The organism is Collinsella sp. TM04-29 (genome assembly GCF_003466565.1).
In the GTDB taxonomy this organism is placed as follows: Bacteria; Actinomycetota; Coriobacteriia; order Coriobacteriales; family Coriobacteriaceae; genus Collinsella.
Genome location: NZ_QSPW01000003.1, coordinates 162,379 through 180,987 on the forward strand (window position 1 = coordinate 162,379; position 18,609 = coordinate 180,987).

The following is an 18,609-nucleotide window of genomic DNA, read 5'->3' on the forward strand; positions in this document are numbered from 1 at the left end:
GTTGCAGCCGCTCGTCGCGATATCTGCTACATGGAGTAGCGCCCGTGCGCATCGCATTTCTCCTCTCATAGATGCGCGGCGCAAGAGGCCCCGAGTTCAACACTGAGCTCGGGGCCTTTTTGTTTGGATTACGGACGCATTGCCGGACGAAAACACTATGCGTTTGGTAAATAGTCGTATGAACGTGAAATTTGTATCTAGTTTCCGTACGCAAATAAGACGAAAACAGTTTGCGTCTGGTTCTAAGCCGTACGCAAATGTTTTTCGTCTTATAATACGGTTCAGATGAGCATGAAAAGGAGAAGGCCCGTACGTATGGTTGTCAGAGAGAGTCCTACCGTCGAATACAAGGAAAGCGTAACGCCGACGTTTCTTAAAACGGTGAGCGCCTATGCAAACTACGGGACGGGCAAGATAGAGTTTGGCGTTGACGACGGTGGTGTTGCAGTCGGTCTTTCTGACCCGGTTGCGGAGTGTCTGCGCATCGAGAACATGATTAATGACAGTCTGGATCCTGCGCCTCGTTACACGCTCGAGCTCGACGAGAACCGCGGAACTGTAACGCTTACGGTTTACGAGGGGCAGGACAAGCCCTATCGAAGCAAGGGGAAGGCCTACAGGCGAAATGATTCGGCGACGGTAGAGGTCGACCGTTTTGAGTACGGCAGGCTGACGCTCGAAGGCAGCAATCTGACGTTCGATGCGCTCACCTCGGCTCGCCAGGACCTGAGTTTTCATACGCTCGAACACAAGTGCATCGAGCATCTAGGCATTTCTGAGCTCACGTCGGATATCATGCGAACGCTTCGCCTGCTCGGCAAGGATGGCTATACCAATGCCGCGGCGATATTGGCGGATAACAACGAATTTCCGGGCATCGACTGCGTTCGTTTTGGCGACACCGAGGACGTGCTTTTAGATCGTGAGACGACGACGGGCCTGTCTGCAATTGAGCAGGTCGATAGAGCAGTTGCCATGTTCGCGCGCTACTATCGTTATGAGCGCATCGAAGGTGTCGAGCGTGTTCAGACCGACCGGATTCCCCTCGAGGCATTCCGCGAGGCAGTTGCAAACGCTCTAGTGCATCGGACGTGGGACGTGCAAGCGAATGTTCAGGTTGCTCTGTATGATGATCGCGTCGTTGTGACTTCACCCGGGTCGTTGCCCGCTGGCTTGACGACGGAGCAATACCTGTATGGACAGATATCCGTGCTCAGAAATCCCATCGTTGCCGAGGTCTTCTTAAAGTTGGACTATATCGAGAAGTTTGGAACGGGAATTGCGCGCATTAGGCGTGCCTATCGCGATTCGATTAATCAGCCGGTCTTTGATATTCGTGGCGGCGTGGTAGCTGTCGCGTTGCCCGTTACCGATGCCTTTGAAGGGTCTGGAGAAGAGGCTCAGGTTCTTAAGGCCTTGTCGGGCGGACGAATTATGTCGCGAAGTGAGATTGAGAAACAGACGGGGCTGAGCCGTGCGCGAACATTGTCCGCACTCGAATCTCTGCTCAGCCGAAACGCGATCATGAAACAGGGGACAGGCCGCGCCACGAAATACGAGCGAGCGTAGTCCGAAAGACCTGTGTTACCAGGCAGGCCCCAAGCCGCGAATGGCTTGGGGCCTTTTGCATGCCGGCTGGCAATGGACCAATTTATGTCAAGTTATAGCAACATATAGCTCCGCTTGCGGGGTTTGCGACGGGCTATTCCTCATCGTCCGTATAGCGCGTGCGTCGTTATTTGCGACATCGATATGCCGGGCACTCGAGCCTCGTTTGCTCCGCGGCTGTTCGCTATTTGGCGCCAAACGCCATGCGGACGAATCGCTGGGCAAACAGCTTGTTGGCGAAGTTGATGATGTGGCCCAAGAACAGTGCCGAGATGGCGGTGGTTACGCCAAAGCCGCCTAAGTTGTGCATGCATACCAGCGACAGCGTGAGCGAGGCGGCGACATGCGAGCAATCGAACATGACCTTTACGTCTCCAAAACGGCGCTTGAGCTTTTCCGCAATGACCTGCACCAAGCCGTCGGGTGCGTTGGGGACAACGCCCATGTTGACGACGAGACTGACGCCAAATGCGGTGATAGCGAGGGAGAGCAGCATGGTCGCAACCTGCGCGGGGAGCGCCGTGGGATGCAGCGGGTTGAACGCCATGAACAGATCGGTGAAGCCGCCCATTAGCGTTGAAAAGCAAAGCTCGAGCAAAATGCGCGGTTGAAATTCGCGTCGCAAGATGGCGAGCTGCGCCGCGATGTAAGCGACATAGGTAGTTGTAATCCAAAAGCCGAGCGTCTTGCCCGTGAGCATGGATAGGGTCGTGGCAAAGCACGTGAGCGCGGCGACGCCCAGGCCAGATGCCGTCTGGAGGCTCATACCGAGTGCCAGCACGGCAACGCCCGCCAGATACATCAGCATTCTTATGACGGTATGACGCCAGTCGATCTTCTCGCCATGCATGATGATGAGCGGTCGCATGCTGCTGCATCCTTTCGATTGAAGGATATTTAAAGAGAAATGTCTGACCTGGGCCGGCAAAAAGAGGGTTATCGGAGGCACTGCCTCAACGGCAGAAAAGCCGGCCCCATGGTCAGTCGTCTAGGAATGTCTCGTTGTGCCGGAATGGGACTGAAGGGCTCAACGAGACGGGAAGAAAGCAAATGGCATGGCATGGGCAATAGGATGCCAAGATGGTAGGGTGCGTCTTAGCATCCTATTGCCCAGGCTTGACGAAATCGGTTTCGTTGAGATTTAGTATACGTATGGGAATCCATTTGCAAAGCGAAATAGAAGAAATTAGGTGAACGTTCACCTAATTGCAACAACTTATCGGTCAAAAGCCGAATCCCGGCCCTACCCCTCAAACATCGCCGTGGGATGGGGGATGCGATAGTATTACGTGGAGTTATTCGACAAACCGTGGGCTTCATTCGAGGGCTTTATGGAACAGCACCAGCATTATCAGAGCCTGCAAGATCAGGCATACAACGCATTGCGCTCCAAGATCATCTATGCCGAGCTCAAGCCCGGCACGCGCTTATCAGCGATCGGTCTGGAAAAGGAGACGGGAATCGGGCGCACGCCCATTCGCGAGTCCTTTGTGCGCCTGCGTGAGCAAGAGCTGGTGGAAACACGGCCCAAAAGCGGCACCTATGTCTCAAAAATCAGCATGGAGCGCGCCGAGAACGCCTGTTTCTTGCGCGAGAAACTTGAGAGAAGCGTGCTCATTAAATGCTGTTCGGCCGCCACGCCCGAGCAAAAGGATCGGCTTGAGCAGATTCTGGCCGAGTCAGAGTCGCTCGACCATCGAGAAACGCGCCGCTTTTTCGACCTGGACAACCTGTTCCACGAGACGTGCTTTGAGATTGCCGGCCGCCACATGTTGTGGGATTGGATGAAGAGCGTCAACACGCATTTTGAGCGATACAACTGGTTACGTATGGTGTCGCAGGATTTGGATTGGGAGCCGATCCGTCGTCAGCATCGCCGGATTCTCGAGGCCATTAAGAAGGGTGATACCGACACGGCGAGCTATCTGGCAGAGACGCACTTGCATCTGATGCCCGAGGAGCAGGGCCCGGTTATCGCCTTACATCCCGACTATTTCGAGCTGCCCAAAGACTCGGCCATCTAACTCGCTCCCTTACTTAGTTGCGGTGAAATATGGACTGTTTTGCGGTTCTGGCGGCGTAAACAGTCCGTATTTCACCGCAAGTGCGGGGGTGCTATTGGGGCGTAAAAAGGCTGCGGCGCCGCTTGGAGGAAAAGACCGGAAGCAGGGGCCCATTCCTCCAGACGGCGCCGCAGCTGTTTTGGCGGGTTGGTTTTTGTCAAAGTGGCTTAGCTGAGCACGGCTGCCAGTCGAGTGGGAAAAGCGGCTCGGGTGCGTGTCGCTTCCGTCACGTTCTATCAGCATACAAGACGGTTTCGGTTCTTGTTCGTGACGGAAACGGCGCGCTTCCGAGCCGTTTTAAAGGGGCGCAACCGTGGCCGCGCCCCCACGATAGAGAGCGGATCAAACGGGGAAGTCAAGCAGAAAACCTACCATATCTACCCCGTACCCAAATGGCAGGGTTAGCCGCGGACCTTCTTGACGACGTCCATGGCCTCGCGGGCGATCTGCTCGACCTTGGAGAAGTCGCCGTCGGCGAACAGGGCCGGCTTGACCATCCAGGTGCCACCGCAGGCGATGATGGCGCTCGAGCTCAGGTACTCCTCGACGTTAGCGGTGCTCACGCCGCCGGTGGGCATAAAGCGATGGCCGACAAACGGGGCGGCGAGGGCCTTGATGGTGTTCAGGCCACCATACTGGGCCGCGGGGAAGAACTTGGTGACCTTGAGGCCAAGGTTCTCGGCGGCGGTGACCTCGGAGGGGGTCACGGTGCCGGGAAGGACGGGCAGGTCGATGTCGATGCAGTGCTTCACGACGTCTTCGTTATAGCCCGGGGAGACGATGAACTTGGCGCCGGCGGCGCGGGCCTGCTCAACCTGCTCGACGGTCAGGACGGTGCCGGCGCCAACACACATCTCGGGCTCGGCCTCGGCCATAGCGGCGATGCACTCGGCGGCGCAGGCGGTGCGGAAGGTGACCTCGGCGGACTTCATGCCAGCTGCCATAAGGGCGTGAGCGAACGGAGCGGCGTCCTCGACCTTATCGAGCACGACGACGGGCACGATGCCCAGGGACTCAAGCGTGGTGTAGAACTGATCGAACATGGTGTTCCTTTCGAATGTGTGGCGCGCGTGGGCGCATAGTTGCCAAATGCGCTGGTCAAGAGCCGATTTTGGATTGGTTATCGGAGGCACTGCTTGGGGTCACAAGCAATTCCAAAACCGGCTACGCGACCAGTCGTATAGGAAATGCCGGGCAAAACCGGAATGGGACTGGTGGTTTTGCCCGACCGGAAAAATCGGGGATCGGGCCGCAGGGGTATGGGTATGGAGAACTGCGGCCCACGGAATGGGGCGGTTTAGCGCGCGACGCGAGTGCCACCGTCGGCGGCGAATGCCACGGCTGCGATCTCGTCTGCGGTCACCAAGTTGGAATCGCCCTTGATGGTGAGCTTGAGGATCGATGCCGCAATCGCGTAGTTGACGGCGTCCTGCGGGTCAAAGTCGTTGATGAGGGCATGGACGAGACCGGCGTTGAAAGCGTCGCCGGCGGCAACGCCCTCGAGCACGTGCACGTCGTGAGCGGGGGAGAACCAGTGCTCGCCGCTCACGGCGTCAAAGAACATGCCCATCCAGATGGAGCGCTCGACGCAGGAGATGTTACGGACGACCGAGGCGACCTTTTTGCAGCCGTACTCGGCGCAGATCTGACGGGCCATCTCGACGTAGGTGTCGCGCTCCTCGATGCCGTGGGCAAGGGAGCCGGAGACGCAGGTCATACCGAGGCCAGCGGGCGCGTCCTCGTCGTTGGCGATGCAGATGTCGACGAGCGGCAGGAGCTCCTTCATGGTGGCCTGCGACTTCTCGGGCGACCACATCTTGCCGCGATAGTTCACGTCGCACACGGTGGTGATGCCCTTGGCGCGGCAGGCGGTGAGGGCATCCTTGCAGGCAGCGGCCATCTCGTCGGACACGGCGGGCGTCACGCCAGAGAAGTAGAAGACGTCGATGCCCTTGAGGATCTCGTCCCAATCAAAGACGTCGCGCTTAGCCATGTTGATGGCGGAATACTTGCGGTCGTAGACGCAGCCGTTACCGCGCTGCGAGGCGCCAACCTCAAACACATAGGAACCAAGACGGTCGCCCTGGCGCACGACGCGCGAGGTATCGACGTCGTAGACCTTCAGCGAACGCAGGGCGCACTCGCCCAGACGGTTGGCCGGGACAACGGAGACGTAAGCTGCCTTGTCACCCTGGTAGGCCAGGGAAAGGGCGGTGTTGGCCTCGGCGCCGCCGTAGCGGACATCAAACTCGGTGGCCTGCTCAATGCGCAGGTGATCTTTGGGCGAGAGCCTCATCATGATCTCGCCGAAGGTAAGAACCGTTTTACCCATGGTCGCGCAGCTCCTTCTTGCTCGTGCGTTCACCTTTGATATGGCGTTGGCACGGAGGTGCCAAGACGGTAGGGTGCATCTTTGCACCTCCGTGCCAACGCTCGCCGAAATCGGTTTACGAAATCGGTTTCGTTTCGACTTGTAGTATACTCACCTACAACGTTTTGCAAGCGAGATTTTTAAAAAAATGCCTAAAATGGCTCAGACTGCCGACAATTGGGAAACGGGGTGCGCTATGGCGCAGATGAGAATCAAGGACATTGCCGCCGAGGCGGGCGTGAGCCCGGCCACGGTCTCGCGCTATCTCAACAACCGCCCCGGGCAGATGACCGAGGAAACCCGCGCTCGCATCGCGGCGGTTATCAAACGCACCGGCTATCGCCCACGTGCCGCCGCGCGCAATCTGCGCAGCTCGCGCACCAACCTCATCGGCGTAATCTTGGCCGACATCGCCAACCCGTTCTCCAGCTCCATGCTCGAAGGGCTTTCCGTCAGCGCCGCCGCGCGCGGCTGCTCGCTTATGACTGCCATTAGCGGCAACGACCCCGCTAAGGAAGCAGAGTCGCTCACTAGGCTTATCGATGCCGGCGTGGACGGCATGGTCGTCAACACCTGTGGCGGCAACGACGAGGCGATCGCCGCGGCCGCGGGGCGCCTGCCCGTTGTGCTGCTCGACCGCGACGTTACTGACGGTGGCATCGATCTGGTGACCTCCAACAACCGCGAGCTGGTTGCCGGCCTGGTAGACGCCTTGGCCTCTGCAGGCAGCGAGCGCCTATGCCTGCTCACCGAGGCAAGCGACGACAGCCCCGTGCGTCGCGAGCGCGCCGAGGCGTTTGCCGACGAGCTCTCGCGCTGCGGTCTTGCGGGCGAGGTCGTCACCCTGGCCAACGGTGGCGCCACGGGTGTCAGCCGTCTGGACGGAGCTATCCGTGAATATGCAGGTAAAAAGCTCGGCCTCATTGCCGTCAACGGCCTGGTCTTTCTGCGCCTGACCGAGGCGCTGGCACAGCTGGGACCCTCGTTGCCTGCTGGTCTCAAGATCGCGACGTTTGACGACTATCCCTGGAACCACGTGCTCTTTGGCGGCGTGACCACGGCCGCGCAAGACACCCTCACCATTGCCGAGCGCGTAGTCGAGCTCCTCTCCGAGCACATCGATATCGTTACCACTACGGTGGGCGATGCCGCAAAGCTCGCCCCCAAGCGCATCGAGGTCCCCGGCCGCATCGAACACCGCGCCTCGACCTCGCGCTAGTATGTGTGATAATATATAGACGATGTCATACAGGAGGTATCCATGGCTGCGTCTGTGTTGAGTGTGCGAGTGGACTCGTCAATTAAAGATTCATTTGCCGAGCTGTGCGAAGAACTTGGCATGACTTCGTCTGTTGCGGTCAACATGTTTATGAGACAGATGCTGCGCGAGCGCTCGCTGCCGTTTGTTCCTTCACTTGGTAAAAGCTATGCGAGCGAAAGCGCCTCGGCGGGCATTTTGGACCCTGCTCAGATTGAGTCCGCCGTTCGCGAGGCGGCCAGTCAAATCCCCGCCATCAAATCCGTGATTCTTTTTGGCTCGTATGCCCGTGGCGAGGCGCGTGTCGATAGCGATATCGACTTGCGTCTCGAAGTCGATCGTGAGCAGGGATTTGGTCTTTTCGCGCTGTCGGCGTTTGGCGAGGCGGTGCGCAAAGAAACCGGGAGGCAGGTCGACCTTGTCTCGAGTGACTATCTTGATGACGATCTTGCCGCGGTAATCGAGCGCGAAGGAGTGGTCCTTTATGATCGCGCGTAAGTCATACCCGCCTGCTCGCGCACGTTTTTTGAGCGCTTGATACGCTTTAACCCTGCGGAAACATTTTTCTGCGATAGTATCTGCGATATAGACCAGTCGAAACCCGCCCGAAAGAAAGGGGAGCGACATGAACCAGCAGAACATCGATTACGTACTCCGCTCCGTAGAGCAGCGTGACATCCGCTTTGTGCGTCTGTGGTTTGTCGACATTCTCGGCCGCCTCAAGAACTTTGCCATCAGCCCCGAGGACCTCGAGGTCGCTTTTGAGGAGGGTATTGGCTTTGACGGCTCCGCCATCGAGGGCTTTGCCACGCCCGAGGAAGCCGACATGCTCGCGTTCCCCGACGCCTCGACCTTCCAGATCCTACCGTGGCGTCCGAGCCATAACGGCGTCGCCCGCGTGTTCTGCGACGTGTGCACTCCCGATCGCAAACCGTTCGCCGGCGACCCGCGCGATGCCCTGCGCCGCATGTTCTATAAGGCCGAGAAGGCCGGCTACCTGCTCAACGTGGGCGCCGAGCTGGAGTACTATTACTTCCCCGACGAGCACACGCCCGAGCCGCTCGACAACGTGGGCTACTTCGATCTTTCGGTGAGCGATGCCGCTCGCGACCTGCGCCGCAACACGGTCCTCACGCTCGAGAAGATGTCCGTGCCCGTGGAGTACACCTTCCACGCCGCCGGTCGCTCGCAGCACGGCATGAGCCTGCGCCACGCCGAGGCCCTGAGCATGTCCGACGCCATCACCACGGCAAAGCTCATCATTAAGCAGCAGGCCTACGAGAGCGGTTGCCACGCATCCTTTATGCCCAAGCCGTTGGCAGGCGAGGACGGCAGTGCTATGTTCCTGTGCCAGTCGCTATTCGACCACGACGGCAACAACGTCTTTTGGGGCGCGGACGACGAGAAGTACCATCTTTCCGACATCGCCAAACACTACATGGCCGGTATCCTGGCGCACGCGCGCGAGATCAGCGCCATCACCAACCCTACGGTCAACTCCTACAAGCGCATTACTACCGGCGGCGACTCCGTGCCGCAGTACGCCACGTGGGGCCTGCGCAACCGCGCGAGCATGATCCGCATTCCGGTCTACAAGCCCGGCAAGCAGTTGTCCACGCGCATCGAGCTTCGCAGCCCCGACCCCATGGCCAATCCGTACCTGGTCAACGCCGTCACGCTGGCGGCTGGACTCGACGGCATCGAACGCAAGCTGGAGCTCCCGCCCGAGGCCACGGCCGAGACACTCAAGCTCACCGACCGCCAGATGCTCGAGGCCGGCTACACGCCGCTGCCGCGCTCGCTTAAAGAGGCACTCGACGTCTTTGAGGACTCGCAGTTTATGAAGGATGCTCTCGGCGAGCACATCCACGGCTTCTTCCTTAAAAAGAAGCGCGACGAGTGGCATAAGTTTGAGTCCACGATCACCGAGTGGGAGATCAAGCATTATCTGGCGAACTCCTAATCGCGCTGGCTTGTTCCAGTACGATTGAGCTCATTTCTTTGGAGGCTGATATGTCCGAAAAGAGTGCCCTGTTCATGGCGCGCACGACGCGCTTCCACGAGTTTGCCCGCAGCTTGACGACCACCCTGGGCGTCGAGGTGAGTCTGGCCACTCCCGATTCGCCGACTGCGGCGCACGACTTTGACCTGCTGATCCTCGATTCCGATGGCATCCGCAGCGACCGCATCGATCAGATTGCCAAGTGGCTTGACGATCGCGGCGGTGTCCCCATGCTGGTGATTGTCGACGACGAGGCGCTCGGTACCTTGCGCCTGCCCAATCACGCGCATGCCGACTTTGTGTGCCCCACGGCGACGCCCAACGAGCTCAAGGCTCGCGCGCAGCGCTTGATGGGCGAGGAGGAGACCGTTACCGCCGACGATGTACTCAACATCGATAACCTCGAGATCAACCTGGCTACCTACCAGGTGACGCTCGATAACGAGCCCATCGACCTGACGCTGATGGAGTACTCGCTGCTGAGCTTCTTGGCCACGCACCCCAACCGCGCCTACAGCCGCGAGGTGCTGCTGCACCGCGTGTGGGGCTTTGAGTACTGCGGCGGCACCCGTACCGTCGACGTGCACATCCGACGCATTCGCTCCAAGGTGGGCCCGCAGATCGCGGCGCACATCACCACCGTCCGCGGCGTTGGCTATCTGTTTAAGGACTAGCAAGTAAATAGAGGGCAATGTGAGGGTACCGGAGATTTCACCAGTACCCTTTTCTCGTTAAGGGCGAAAAGAAGATCTTGCACCGATTAAAAGTGTGTCAGTAAAAACAATATCAAACGTATAACACTATCTAGCAAATATCATCTAGTTACCGTATCTCCCTACTACACGGATGGAGGAAGAAATGCGTTATTCGAGAAAGGTGATTGTTGGATTCATAGTGTTGCTTGCCGCCCTGATGTCTCCAAGGTTGGTTTTTGGAGACGACGACTTGGTCCGTGTCACACCGCAAATAGCTGTGGAGCAAGCGCAAGCTTTCTTTGATGATGTATCGGATGAGCCGGTGACCGCTTGTGACCCAGTAAAAATGGTGAATTCCGATGGGGAATCAATCGGGTATATCGTTCGTGCGAAGCGGGATGACGTTAACTATGGCTACGTCGTATTTGATTCAGAGCGATCTTGGTGGATCAGCGAATACTGCTTGGCTCCGAACGCTCTTCTACCTATCGAGCGTGCAAGCGAAGAAATTGCACTCCTTGCATCCTCAGATAACGTTGTTGCGTTAAAGATTGACGAGCTAACTGTTGGCGTTGCCGACTTAGATAAAAACATTGCTTTAGACGTAAGTGGGAAAAAAGTACCAAGCAAATTGTCCTCGGGAGGTAATCGTGGCGGATCGCCGGAACAGTTCGATGACGTTTTTGTATCTGCCAAAGATTTGTATAAACAGGGGTACGTTGTTGATGCGAGCAAAACGATTTCGGGAATGATAACGCCAACACAGACAGAAGTTATCAAAGAGACGAAAACCTACGCATGCGCTGTTTCGGCAATGCTTGCAGTTGGCAGTCACTATGTGACTTTGAACCGCCTTAAATTGCCTGATTTATACTCGGAGCTTTGGAAGCTGTCGGGGACATCGGATAAAGGAACGAAATACGATCAAGCGACTGGTCTGTACTTTACTCAAGGCGGGACTTTGCCTGACAGACCCGCTCCGGCTATAAAGGAGTTTTGTGCAAGACGAGGCAAGGAGCTTGAGACGTCATTCGTTTGGTATCCGTCATGGGATTCCTTTAGGATGAATACCGACTCGGGGAATCTGAGTATTTTCTCTGGAAGGCTCCGGTCAAATGGCAGCGGGCACGCAATGGCAGTTGTGGGCTATGTGGCAATGCATAACACATACTCAAATGCCAAGAAGTACCTGCTTGTGGTTTGGAACGGATGGACAAACCAACTGCAGTTTCTTCCATATGACGTATCAATTTACAATGCTCACGACGGAACATATTGCAAGGGGTGATTATGCTCGTGAACGGTGACAAGTTCATTCGAAGGGCAATACTCCTATTGGTTCTTTCCCTTGCCTTGGTCACTGCGGTGAGTTTGCCCCTGTTGGGGGCGATTAATGGGGGAGAAAACGACACGGTTGTTGCGATCGAAGTTCGCACTCTATCGGATGTTCATAACGGGCAATTTGAGGCGTTGATGCCAAGTGGTTGCCGCAAAAAGATCGATATGCGTCGCAAGTCAAGTTCCGGATATGTTGCAGGGTTGAAGGCAGGTGAAAAATGGATGCTAGTTTTTGTGGAAGATAAGGAACTTGATGGGACTGTTCTGTATCCCCATTCAGCCGAGAAAGCCAAATCAAGTAGACAAGGGGAATGAAGAATGATTGATAGGAAGCAGTTCTTAGGTCTGATAGCAGGAGCCCCCATTTTGATGCGAGCTGGGATGGCGGAAGCCGTGGAGCTGCCGGACGCTCGGAAGCGATTGACGCTCGTGGTTGACACGGTGGTCAGAGATGAAAATGGCAATGAAAAAACGCGAACAAGAAGCAGAGAGAGTATTTTCACGCCAGAGAGCGAAGCCGTGTCTGCTGGCGCTATGGCCGGTAATGTGATAACAATCCAGAGGGAATCAGATGAAACGTTACCGCTGCTGGCTAAGATTGAGCTTACGGTCGCTTTTTATAGCGATAAAACAGAAATTGAGATTCGTTCAGGAAAGTACTCGATAGTTCAAACCGATCCGCTCGTAATGTATGCAAACGCTTGGTATGCGCTCATGCAGAAAGATAAATATGTGATGAACTACTTCACAGAAAGCGAAGCATCATATGAAACGGGGTGGGGGCCAACGCCATATGACGCGGAGAAGGATAAGTGGACGTGCGGATCAGGCATGGGCGCGACGATTACGGACTTCATTAACGATTCAACATATAGCTTTGCTATCGACTGTTATATCGAATAGACATAACGGCATAAAACGAATTGGCCTAGAAGCATGCCATTACTTAAGCAAAGCTGAAATCTTGGCATCTAGTGCTCGGGACCGCCCAGCTTGGGGTACAACTCAACATGAACAATGATGGCCCGCCACATGTTTGGCGGGCCTTTGGTTATTTGACGAAAGGATCGCAGCTATGAGCGAGAACGATTCCCAGCGTCCCCAGGATGTTGGCAATGCCGGCGAGACTCAGCAGCAGCCGCGCGTGCAGGTGGAGTCGACGCCTGCCGACAGCAACATTCCCTATGTGCAGGCCTACGACACGCAGACCGGCCAGCCGCTGGACGGTCAGCAGGTTGTAAACAAGCACACGGTGGTCAAGACCAAGACCAAAAAGCTGCCGATCTTTATTACGGCGCTTGCCGGTTGTGCCTGCGGTGCCCTGCTGGTCATCGCGCTCATTATGAGCGGCACGCTCAACATTGGCGGCGGCAGGAACGCCGTGACGGCGGGTGCTTCGGGTTCGTCGACGCAAAAGATTTCGATCGACTCCGAGGACACCACGCTGGCCGAGGCCGTTTCTGCCAAGGCGCTGCCCTCCGTCGTTTCCATCACCGCCACTTCGAGCGGCAACCAGAATGGCTCGCTTTCTCAGTCTGCTGATGAGTCGAATAGCTCGGGCAGCGTCGGTTCGGGCGTGGTGCTCGATACCGCAGGCCACATCCTCACCAACAACCACGTGGTCGATGGTTACGATCAGTACGTGGTGACCATGGACGACGGCACCACCTACGAGGCCGAGTTCGTGGGCAACGATGCTTCGAGCGACCTAGCCGTCATCAAGCTCAAGGATGCAGACGCCTCCAAGCTCACGCCGATCGAGATCGGTGATTCCTCCAAGCTCAACGTGGGCGAGTGGGTTATGGCCATTGGTTCGCCGTTCGGCAACGAGCAGTCTGTCTCCACGGGTATTGTGTCAGCGCTCTATCGCTCCACGGCCATGAGCTCTACCAGCGGCAATACCATCTATGCCAACATGATCCAGACCGATGCCGCCATCAACCCGGGCAACTCCGGTGGTGCGCTCGTTAACGACAATGGTGAGCTGGTGGGCATCAACTCGCTCATCGAGAGCTATTCGGGCTCCAGCTCGGGCGTGGGCTTTGCTATTCCCGTTAACTACGCCAAGAACATTGCCGACCAGATCATCGACGGCAAGACGCCGGTGCATCCGTACCTGGGCGCCACGCTTTCGAGCGTCAACGCGCTCAACGCCCGCACCAACAAGCTGAGCACCGATAGTGGCGCGTATGTGGCGAGCGTCGTCGAGGATGGCCCCGCCGCCAAGGCCGGTATCCAGGAGGGCGACGTCATCACCAAGCTGGGCGATGACGAGATTACGAGCGCCGATGGCCTGATCATCGCGCTGCGCAGCCACGAGGTGGGTGAGAAGGTCGAGATCACGCTTGTGCGCGGCAAGGAAGAGAAAAAGGTCACCGTCGAGCTGGGTTCCGATGAGAAGCTGCAGAACCAGCAGCAGGACGACAGCGCGACCGACACCGGCAACGGCGGCATCACCGATGAGCAGCTGCGCCAGTACCTGGAGGAACTGCTGGGCAAGCAGGGGCAGGGCCAGAATCAAGGCTACGGCCAGGGTTACTAACGAGCCACTCCACACATATCGAAGCCAGAGGGGGCTGTCCCGCCAATGCGGGACAGCCCCCTCTTTTCTTATTGATCCGTTGGGAACGGAGGAAAACGGATCACATGGAGCTGACAAGAGGCCTGGTTCGGAATGGTCTGGACAGTTAGTTCAGATACGTATAAACCCGAGGCGGTTCAGCATGCGTTTTGAGCTGTTTGGGATGGGGGAGGGGTTCGGATGGGAGTTTAGAAAGGGGACGAGCCGGTCGTGCAGCCCCCGGGGCGGCCAAATTGGCTGGAATGGCGACGTCTGAACACGACCAGGCTCGCAGAATTATACGTATCTGAACTAACTGTCCAGTCCGGTCCGGCGGCTGCCGATTCGGTGCGGTTTGAGACCGCTATTCGGCCCCGTTGCGACCGGTGGTACTCTTGTATCCGTTTGAAATCGAGCGAAGGAGTGCCGCTATGGAGCAATCGAGCCTGTTTGGTGACGGCGTGGACATCGATACCGAAACGCCCGCGAGCGCGGATGCCGCCGCACCGGCCGATGCCCGTGCCCAGGCGGCAGCACGCGCGGCCGAGCTGCGCCACGAGCTCGATTACCACGCGTACCGTTACTACATGCTCGATGCGCCCGAGATCACGGACGCCGCCTTCGACAAAATGCTCGTTGAGCTGCAGGAAATCGAGGCGGCCTATCCCGACCTGGTGACGCCCGACAGCTATACCCAGCGTGTGGGCGGCTACGTGAGCGAGCAGTTTACGCCGGTAACGCACATGGCACGCATGTATTCCATGGACGATGCCATGGACCTGGACGAACTCGACGCGTGGCTCCAGCGCACAGAGGATGCCCTCGGTGCCGGTAGCGTTGCCTATACCTGCGAGCTTAAGATCGATGGTCTGGGCGTGGCGCTTACCTACCAAAACGGCACCTTCGTACGTGCGGCCACGCGCGGCGACGGCACCACGGGCGAGGATGTGTCGCTCAACGTGCGCACCATCAAGGATGTGCCCATGCATCTGTCCGAGGCAGCACTCGCCCACATGGGCGCCGACCGCGAGCGTACCATCGAAGTGCGCGGCGAGGTCTATATGCCCAAGGGCAGCTTTGTGCGCCTCAACGACGAGGCCGATGCCGAGGGCCGCGACCCCTTCGCCAACCCGCGCAACGCTGCCGCCGGTAGCCTGCGTCAGAAGGATCCCAAGGTCACGGCGCGGCGCGACCTGGCCACCTTTATCTACGCCATCGCCGATACCGATCCGCTGCACGTCCACAGCCAGCGCGAATTTCTCGACTGGCTGCGCAACGCCGGCTTTAGCGTCAACCCCAACGTGGCACGCTGCGCCACGCCGGCCGAGGTCCACGAGTTCTGTGCCCAGGCGCTCGAGCACCGCGGCGACCTGGACTACGACATCGACGGCGTGGTCGTAAAGGTTGACAGCTTCCAGCAGCAGCTCGACCTAGGTTTTACCGCCCGCGCACCGCGCTGGGCCATTGCCTTTAAGTTCCCGCCCGAGGAAAAGCAGACCATCCTGCGCGAGATTCGCATCCAGGTGGGCCGCACCGGTGTGCTCACGCCGGTCGCCGAGTTCGACCCGGTGACGGTCGCCGGTTCCACCATCGCGCGCGCCACGCTGCACAACATCGACGAGATCCGTCGCAAAAACGTGCGCGAAGGCGATACCATCATCGTGCACAAGGCGGGCGACGTGATCCCCGAGGTCGTGGGTCCGGTGCTCGATAAGCGTCCGGCAGACAGCGTTGACTGGCGCATGCCCGAGGTCTGCCCTGTGTGCGGCAGCCCCGTGGTCCACGAGGACGGTGAGGTGGCCTATCGCTGCGTGTCCATCGACTGCCCCGCGCAGCTCAAGGAGCGCTTGCTCCACTGGGTGAGCCGCGGCTGCATGGACGTCGACGGCCTGGGCGACGAGATCGTCGACAAGATGATCGCCGCCGGTCTGATTCACGATGTCGCGGACTTCTACCAGCTCACGGTCGACGACATCGCAGGCCTGGACACAGGCCGCATCTATGCCAGCTCCAACAGCAAAAAGGGCGTCAAGAAGGGCGACCCCATTCCGGTTGGCCTTAAGACGGCCGAGAAAATCATCGCCGAGCTCAACAAGTCCAAGAGCCAGCCGCTCGGTCGCGTGCTGTTTGCCCTGGGCATCCGCCACGTGGGCAAGAGCGTGGGCGAGGTCATCGCCGAGCGATTCCTGTCGATTGATAAGCTCATCTTGGCGAGCGAAGAGGACATCGCCGAGTGCGAGGGCATCGGTCCCAAGATTGCGGCGAGCGTTAAGCAGTTCCTGGCCGTGCCCGAAAACCTTGCCGTGCTGGAGCGCCTGCGTCAGGCGGGTCTGTCGCTCGAGGTCGACTTGGGCGCCGCGCACGCGCAAGCCGCAGCCGACGCCGGCGTAGCGGGCGAGCTCGCCGACGCGCAGCCGCTTGCAGGTCTGACCTTCGTGCTCACCGGCACGCTCGTCAACCGCACCCGCGACGAGGCAGGCGCGGCGCTCAAGGTGCTCGGCGCCAAGGTTTCGGGCAGCGTGTCAAAGAAGACGAGCTACCTGGTTGCCGGTCCCAAAGCGGGTTCCAAGCTTACCAAGGCCGAGCAGCTGGGCGTACCCGTGCTGGATGAGGACGCGCTTGAGCAGATTCTTGCGACCGGTGAGGTGCCCCAGGCTTAGTGCATCGATAAGCAGATTGAAAAACCGCCCGGAAGCACGATGCCTTCCGGGCGGTTCTTACTTTGCTGGGGAAACCGGCACCGTGATCTGCGTCACGTAGGTCGCGGGGCCGTCGCTGATGATGTCGTCAATGAGGGCTATCCTGCGGACTGGTGCCGTCCCGGAGCGATGAGAGATTCATGCAGAGTGGGGGACCTCACAATGGTGGTTGTCTCCATTGTGGCGGTCTTTATATATTAACATTAACATTAACGTGTATACTCAACAGTAAAGATATATGTTGAGAGGAGCCGCTATGGTTACCGTCGCGTTTTCGGAGCTGCGCCAGAACCTTACGCAGGTGGCCGAAAAGGTTGCCAATGAGGGCGAGGAGGTTGTGGTCTTCAAGCGGAGCAAGCCGTTGTTCAAGATTGTGCCACTCGACTATCAAGGCCCAGTTGCGGTGGAATATGACGCTGCTCAGGAGTGTGGGGGCGCAAAGCCGGCGTGCGGCACGGACAAGCCCAAGCGCGACGTGGGTACGATGTGGCATCCCAAGATCACCTGGAAGGAGATTCGTGAGATGCTCGCGGAGGATGAGGACTATCAGGAGTATCTCGAACTCGTAGCCAAAATGCCCAAGGGAACGCCGCTCGATACGATGACGGTTGAAGATGAAAAGCGCATCGCGAGGGAGCGCTACCTATGAGGGCATTTCTCGATACTAATTTTCTGCTCGATTGCGTGCTTCCGGGTCGGCCGGAGCATGGTGCGGCGCAAACCATCAAGGGGCTTGTTGACGTGGGGCTTATCGAGGGCGTTGTTTCGGCCTGCTCTCTCAAGGACGCGTACTACATTCTCACCAAACAGGCCGGCGAGGCGCGCGCCCGCGAGGTAGTGCGCGACTGCCTTAAGAGCTACTCGGCAGAGCCTCTCGACCAAGAAGCTTGTTTTACCTCCGCCTATTCCGATGAGCCGGACTTCGAGGACGGCTGTATCCGCGCGATGGCCGAGCGTGCCGGCGTGGACTTTATCATCACGCGCGATCGCGCCGCTTTTGTGCGCTCGACCATCAAGACCTTCTCGCCCGCAGAGTTCATCCGTGCGTTTCCGATCCCGGAGGAGTAAAACCGCCACACCGGGGACTGTCTGCGGCGCGGTAGTCCTCCTGTAGCTGACGCTCGTTAGTTGAGCCGCACTTCATAGCTTTCCGGGAGGTTCTTAATCGAGCACAGTAACCGGCACCGTGATCTGCGTCACGTAGGTTGCGGGGTCGTTGCTGATGATGCCATCGATCAGGGCGATTTCGCGCGAGGGCCCGGCAGGCGGCAGGTTGTGCTCGCGCATATAGCCGAGCAGCTGCTCGTAGCGTGGGGCTGCTTGCCCGTGCGTGCCGCGGAAGCTTATGGTCAGACAATGCGCGGCAGGCCGTGTTTCGACGTCGCCCTGGTAGTCATCGGTATCGTCGAGCAGCAGGAAGACCTTGTCGTAGCCATCAAAGTCGCCAGCGGCGAGGCGCTCGGCGCTAACCCCAATGCCCAGATTGCCCAGGAAGACAAAGGTCTCGTGCTGGCCCTTCTGCAGTTGACGAATTTGCCACTCCAACGCATAGGCGTCGGTAGGGTTGACGCGTTCGTGCAACACGGCGCAGCGAAGCTCGGGGGCAAGAGCGTGATGGTGTTGCCGATGGCCGCCTCGGCGCGGTCGAAGCGGCGCGAGCCCACAGCGTGGCCGACGATGACCGTCGTTCCCATGGCCAGGTCCACGAGCGTCACGGTAATGATATAGAGCGTCTGTGCGCCGTTGCCCACGGCGGTGATGCCGGCGGCACCGCTAAACTGTCCCATCATGTACAGGTCGGCCATGCCGTAGAGCATCTGCAAAAAGTACGAGAGCATATAGGGCAGGGCAAAGACCGGGATGGTCTTAAGGATATTGCCGCGTGCGAGGTCGTGTTCCATGGGTGGGGCTTTCTGGCTTGGTTCGCTTAGCTACCAGTGTAGTGAAGACCCTACAACGATTGTTGAGTCAAGGTTTGTGTTGGCGGCGGGGCGAAAAAGTCACGCACGCGTCAT

The 18,609-nt window shown here is 58.3% G+C and carries 19 protein-coding genes; 14 read left to right on the plus strand and 5 right to left on the minus strand.

Going from position 1 to position 18,609, the window contains the following annotated elements:
- The first annotated feature begins 315 nt into the window (after window positions 1–315).
- Entirely contained in the window at window positions 316–1,569 is a 1,254-nt protein-coding gene (locus DXD39_RS07490; RefSeq protein WP_158548901.1) for an ATP-binding protein, read from the plus strand.
- A gap of 223 nt (window positions 1,570–1,792) precedes the next feature.
- On the opposite strand, the gene DXD39_RS07495 is transcribed toward DXD39_RS07490, so the two are convergent.
- Window positions 1,793–2,476: a YitT family protein gene (locus DXD39_RS07495; protein WP_117758208.1), complete on the minus strand. Its 684-nt coding sequence runs from the start codon at window positions 2,474–2,476 to the stop codon at window positions 1,793–1,795.
- A gap of 463 nt (window positions 2,477–2,939) precedes the next feature.
- Here DXD39_RS07495 and DXD39_RS07500 point away from each other — a divergent pair, with 463 nt between their 5' ends.
- Window positions 2,940–3,632, plus strand: coding sequence for a GntR family transcriptional regulator (locus DXD39_RS07500; protein ID WP_117803657.1), 693 nt, complete (start codon window positions 2,940–2,942; stop codon window positions 3,630–3,632).
- A gap of 440 nt (window positions 3,633–4,072) precedes the next feature.
- Here DXD39_RS07500 and eda read toward each other — a convergent pair whose 3' ends face one another.
- Both eda and DXD39_RS07510 read right to left on the minus strand, forming a co-directional pair.
- A complete protein-coding gene (gene eda, locus DXD39_RS07505; protein WP_117803658.1) occupies window positions 4,073–4,714 on the minus strand; it encodes a bifunctional 4-hydroxy-2-oxoglutarate aldolase/2-dehydro-3-deoxy-phosphogluconate aldolase in 642 nt (213 codons plus the stop codon).
- Between the two features lie 254 nt (window positions 4,715–4,968).
- Window positions 4,969–6,003, minus strand: a complete 1,035-nt coding sequence (locus DXD39_RS07510; protein ID WP_117803659.1) for a sugar kinase — start codon at window positions 6,001–6,003, stop codon at window positions 4,969–4,971.
- 235 nt (window positions 6,004–6,238) lie between these two features.
- On the opposite strand from DXD39_RS07510, the gene DXD39_RS07515 reads away from it, so the two are divergent.
- From DXD39_RS07515 to DXD39_RS07565, 11 genes are all read left to right on the plus strand, one after another.
- Entirely contained in the window at window positions 6,239–7,261 is a 1,023-nt protein-coding gene (locus DXD39_RS07515) for a LacI family DNA-binding transcriptional regulator (protein ID WP_158565478.1), read from the plus strand.
- Window positions 7,262–7,303: 42 nt separating this feature from the next.
- Window positions 7,304–7,798, plus strand: a complete 495-nt coding sequence (locus tag DXD39_RS07520) for a type II toxin-antitoxin system RelB/DinJ family antitoxin (protein ID WP_117803661.1) — start codon at window positions 7,304–7,306, stop codon at window positions 7,796–7,798.
- Between the two features lie 127 nt (window positions 7,799–7,925).
- Complete coding sequence (locus DXD39_RS07525) at window positions 7,926–9,263, plus strand: glutamine synthetase family protein (protein WP_117803662.1); 1,338 nt, start codon at window positions 7,926–7,928, stop codon at window positions 9,261–9,263.
- Window positions 9,264–9,313: 50 nt separating this feature from the next.
- Window positions 9,314–9,976 carry a response regulator transcription factor gene (locus tag DXD39_RS07530; protein WP_006234733.1) on the plus strand — a complete coding sequence of 221 codons (663 nt, stop codon included), beginning with the start codon at window positions 9,314–9,316 and terminating at the stop codon, window positions 9,974–9,976.
- Window positions 9,977–10,160: 184 nt separating this feature from the next.
- On the plus strand, window positions 10,161–11,285 hold the full coding sequence (locus DXD39_RS07535) for a hypothetical protein (RefSeq protein WP_117803663.1): 1,125 nt from the start codon (window positions 10,161–10,163) through the stop codon (window positions 11,283–11,285).
- 2 nt (window positions 11,286–11,287) lie between these two features.
- On the plus strand, window positions 11,288–11,650 hold the full coding sequence (locus DXD39_RS07540) for a hypothetical protein (RefSeq protein WP_117803664.1): 363 nt from the start codon (window positions 11,288–11,290) through the stop codon (window positions 11,648–11,650).
- Between the two features lie 3 nt (window positions 11,651–11,653).
- Window positions 11,654–12,238: a hypothetical protein gene (locus tag DXD39_RS07545; RefSeq protein ID WP_117803665.1), complete on the plus strand. Its 585-nt coding sequence runs from the start codon at window positions 11,654–11,656 to the stop codon at window positions 12,236–12,238.
- Window positions 12,239–12,410: 172 nt separating this feature from the next.
- On the plus strand, window positions 12,411–13,877 hold the full coding sequence (locus DXD39_RS07550; RefSeq protein WP_117803666.1) for a S1C family serine protease: 1,467 nt from the start codon (window positions 12,411–12,413) through the stop codon (window positions 13,875–13,877).
- Between the two features lie 449 nt (window positions 13,878–14,326).
- Window positions 14,327–16,555: an NAD-dependent DNA ligase LigA gene (gene ligA, locus DXD39_RS07555; protein ID WP_117803667.1), complete on the plus strand. Its 2,229-nt coding sequence runs from the start codon at window positions 14,327–14,329 to the stop codon at window positions 16,553–16,555.
- 295 nt (window positions 16,556–16,850) lie between these two features.
- A complete protein-coding gene (locus tag DXD39_RS07560; RefSeq protein WP_158565480.1) occupies window positions 16,851–17,243 on the plus strand; it encodes a type II toxin-antitoxin system Phd/YefM family antitoxin in 393 nt (130 codons plus the stop codon).
- Entirely contained in the window at window positions 17,240–17,662 is a 423-nt protein-coding gene (locus DXD39_RS07565) for a PIN domain-containing protein (RefSeq protein WP_117803669.1), read from the plus strand. Before DXD39_RS07560 ends, DXD39_RS07565 begins: the two co-directional genes overlap by 4 nt.
- A 93-nt stretch (window positions 17,663–17,755) precedes the next feature.
- On the opposite strand, the gene DXD39_RS10430 is transcribed toward DXD39_RS07565, so the two are convergent.
- Together DXD39_RS10430 and DXD39_RS10435 are read right to left on the minus strand one after the other, a co-directional pair.
- The gene (locus tag DXD39_RS10430) at window positions 17,756–17,881 is read right to left on the minus strand and encodes a hypothetical protein (RefSeq protein ID WP_369832141.1); all 126 of its coding nucleotides are present in this window, start codon (window positions 17,879–17,881) and stop codon (window positions 17,756–17,758) included.
- 62 nt (window positions 17,882–17,943) lie between these two features.
- The gene (locus DXD39_RS10435; RefSeq protein ID WP_369832143.1) at window positions 17,944–18,381 is read right to left on the minus strand and encodes an MATE family efflux transporter; all 438 of its coding nucleotides are present in this window, start codon (window positions 18,379–18,381) and stop codon (window positions 17,944–17,946) included.
- On the opposite strand from DXD39_RS10435, the gene DXD39_RS10440 reads away from it, so the two are divergent.
- Entirely contained in the window at window positions 18,262–18,525 is a 264-nt protein-coding gene (locus DXD39_RS10440; protein WP_369832144.1) for a hypothetical protein, read from the plus strand. The genes DXD39_RS10435 and DXD39_RS10440 overlap by 120 nt on opposite strands.
- The last annotated feature ends 84 nt before the right edge of the window (window positions 18,526–18,609 follow it).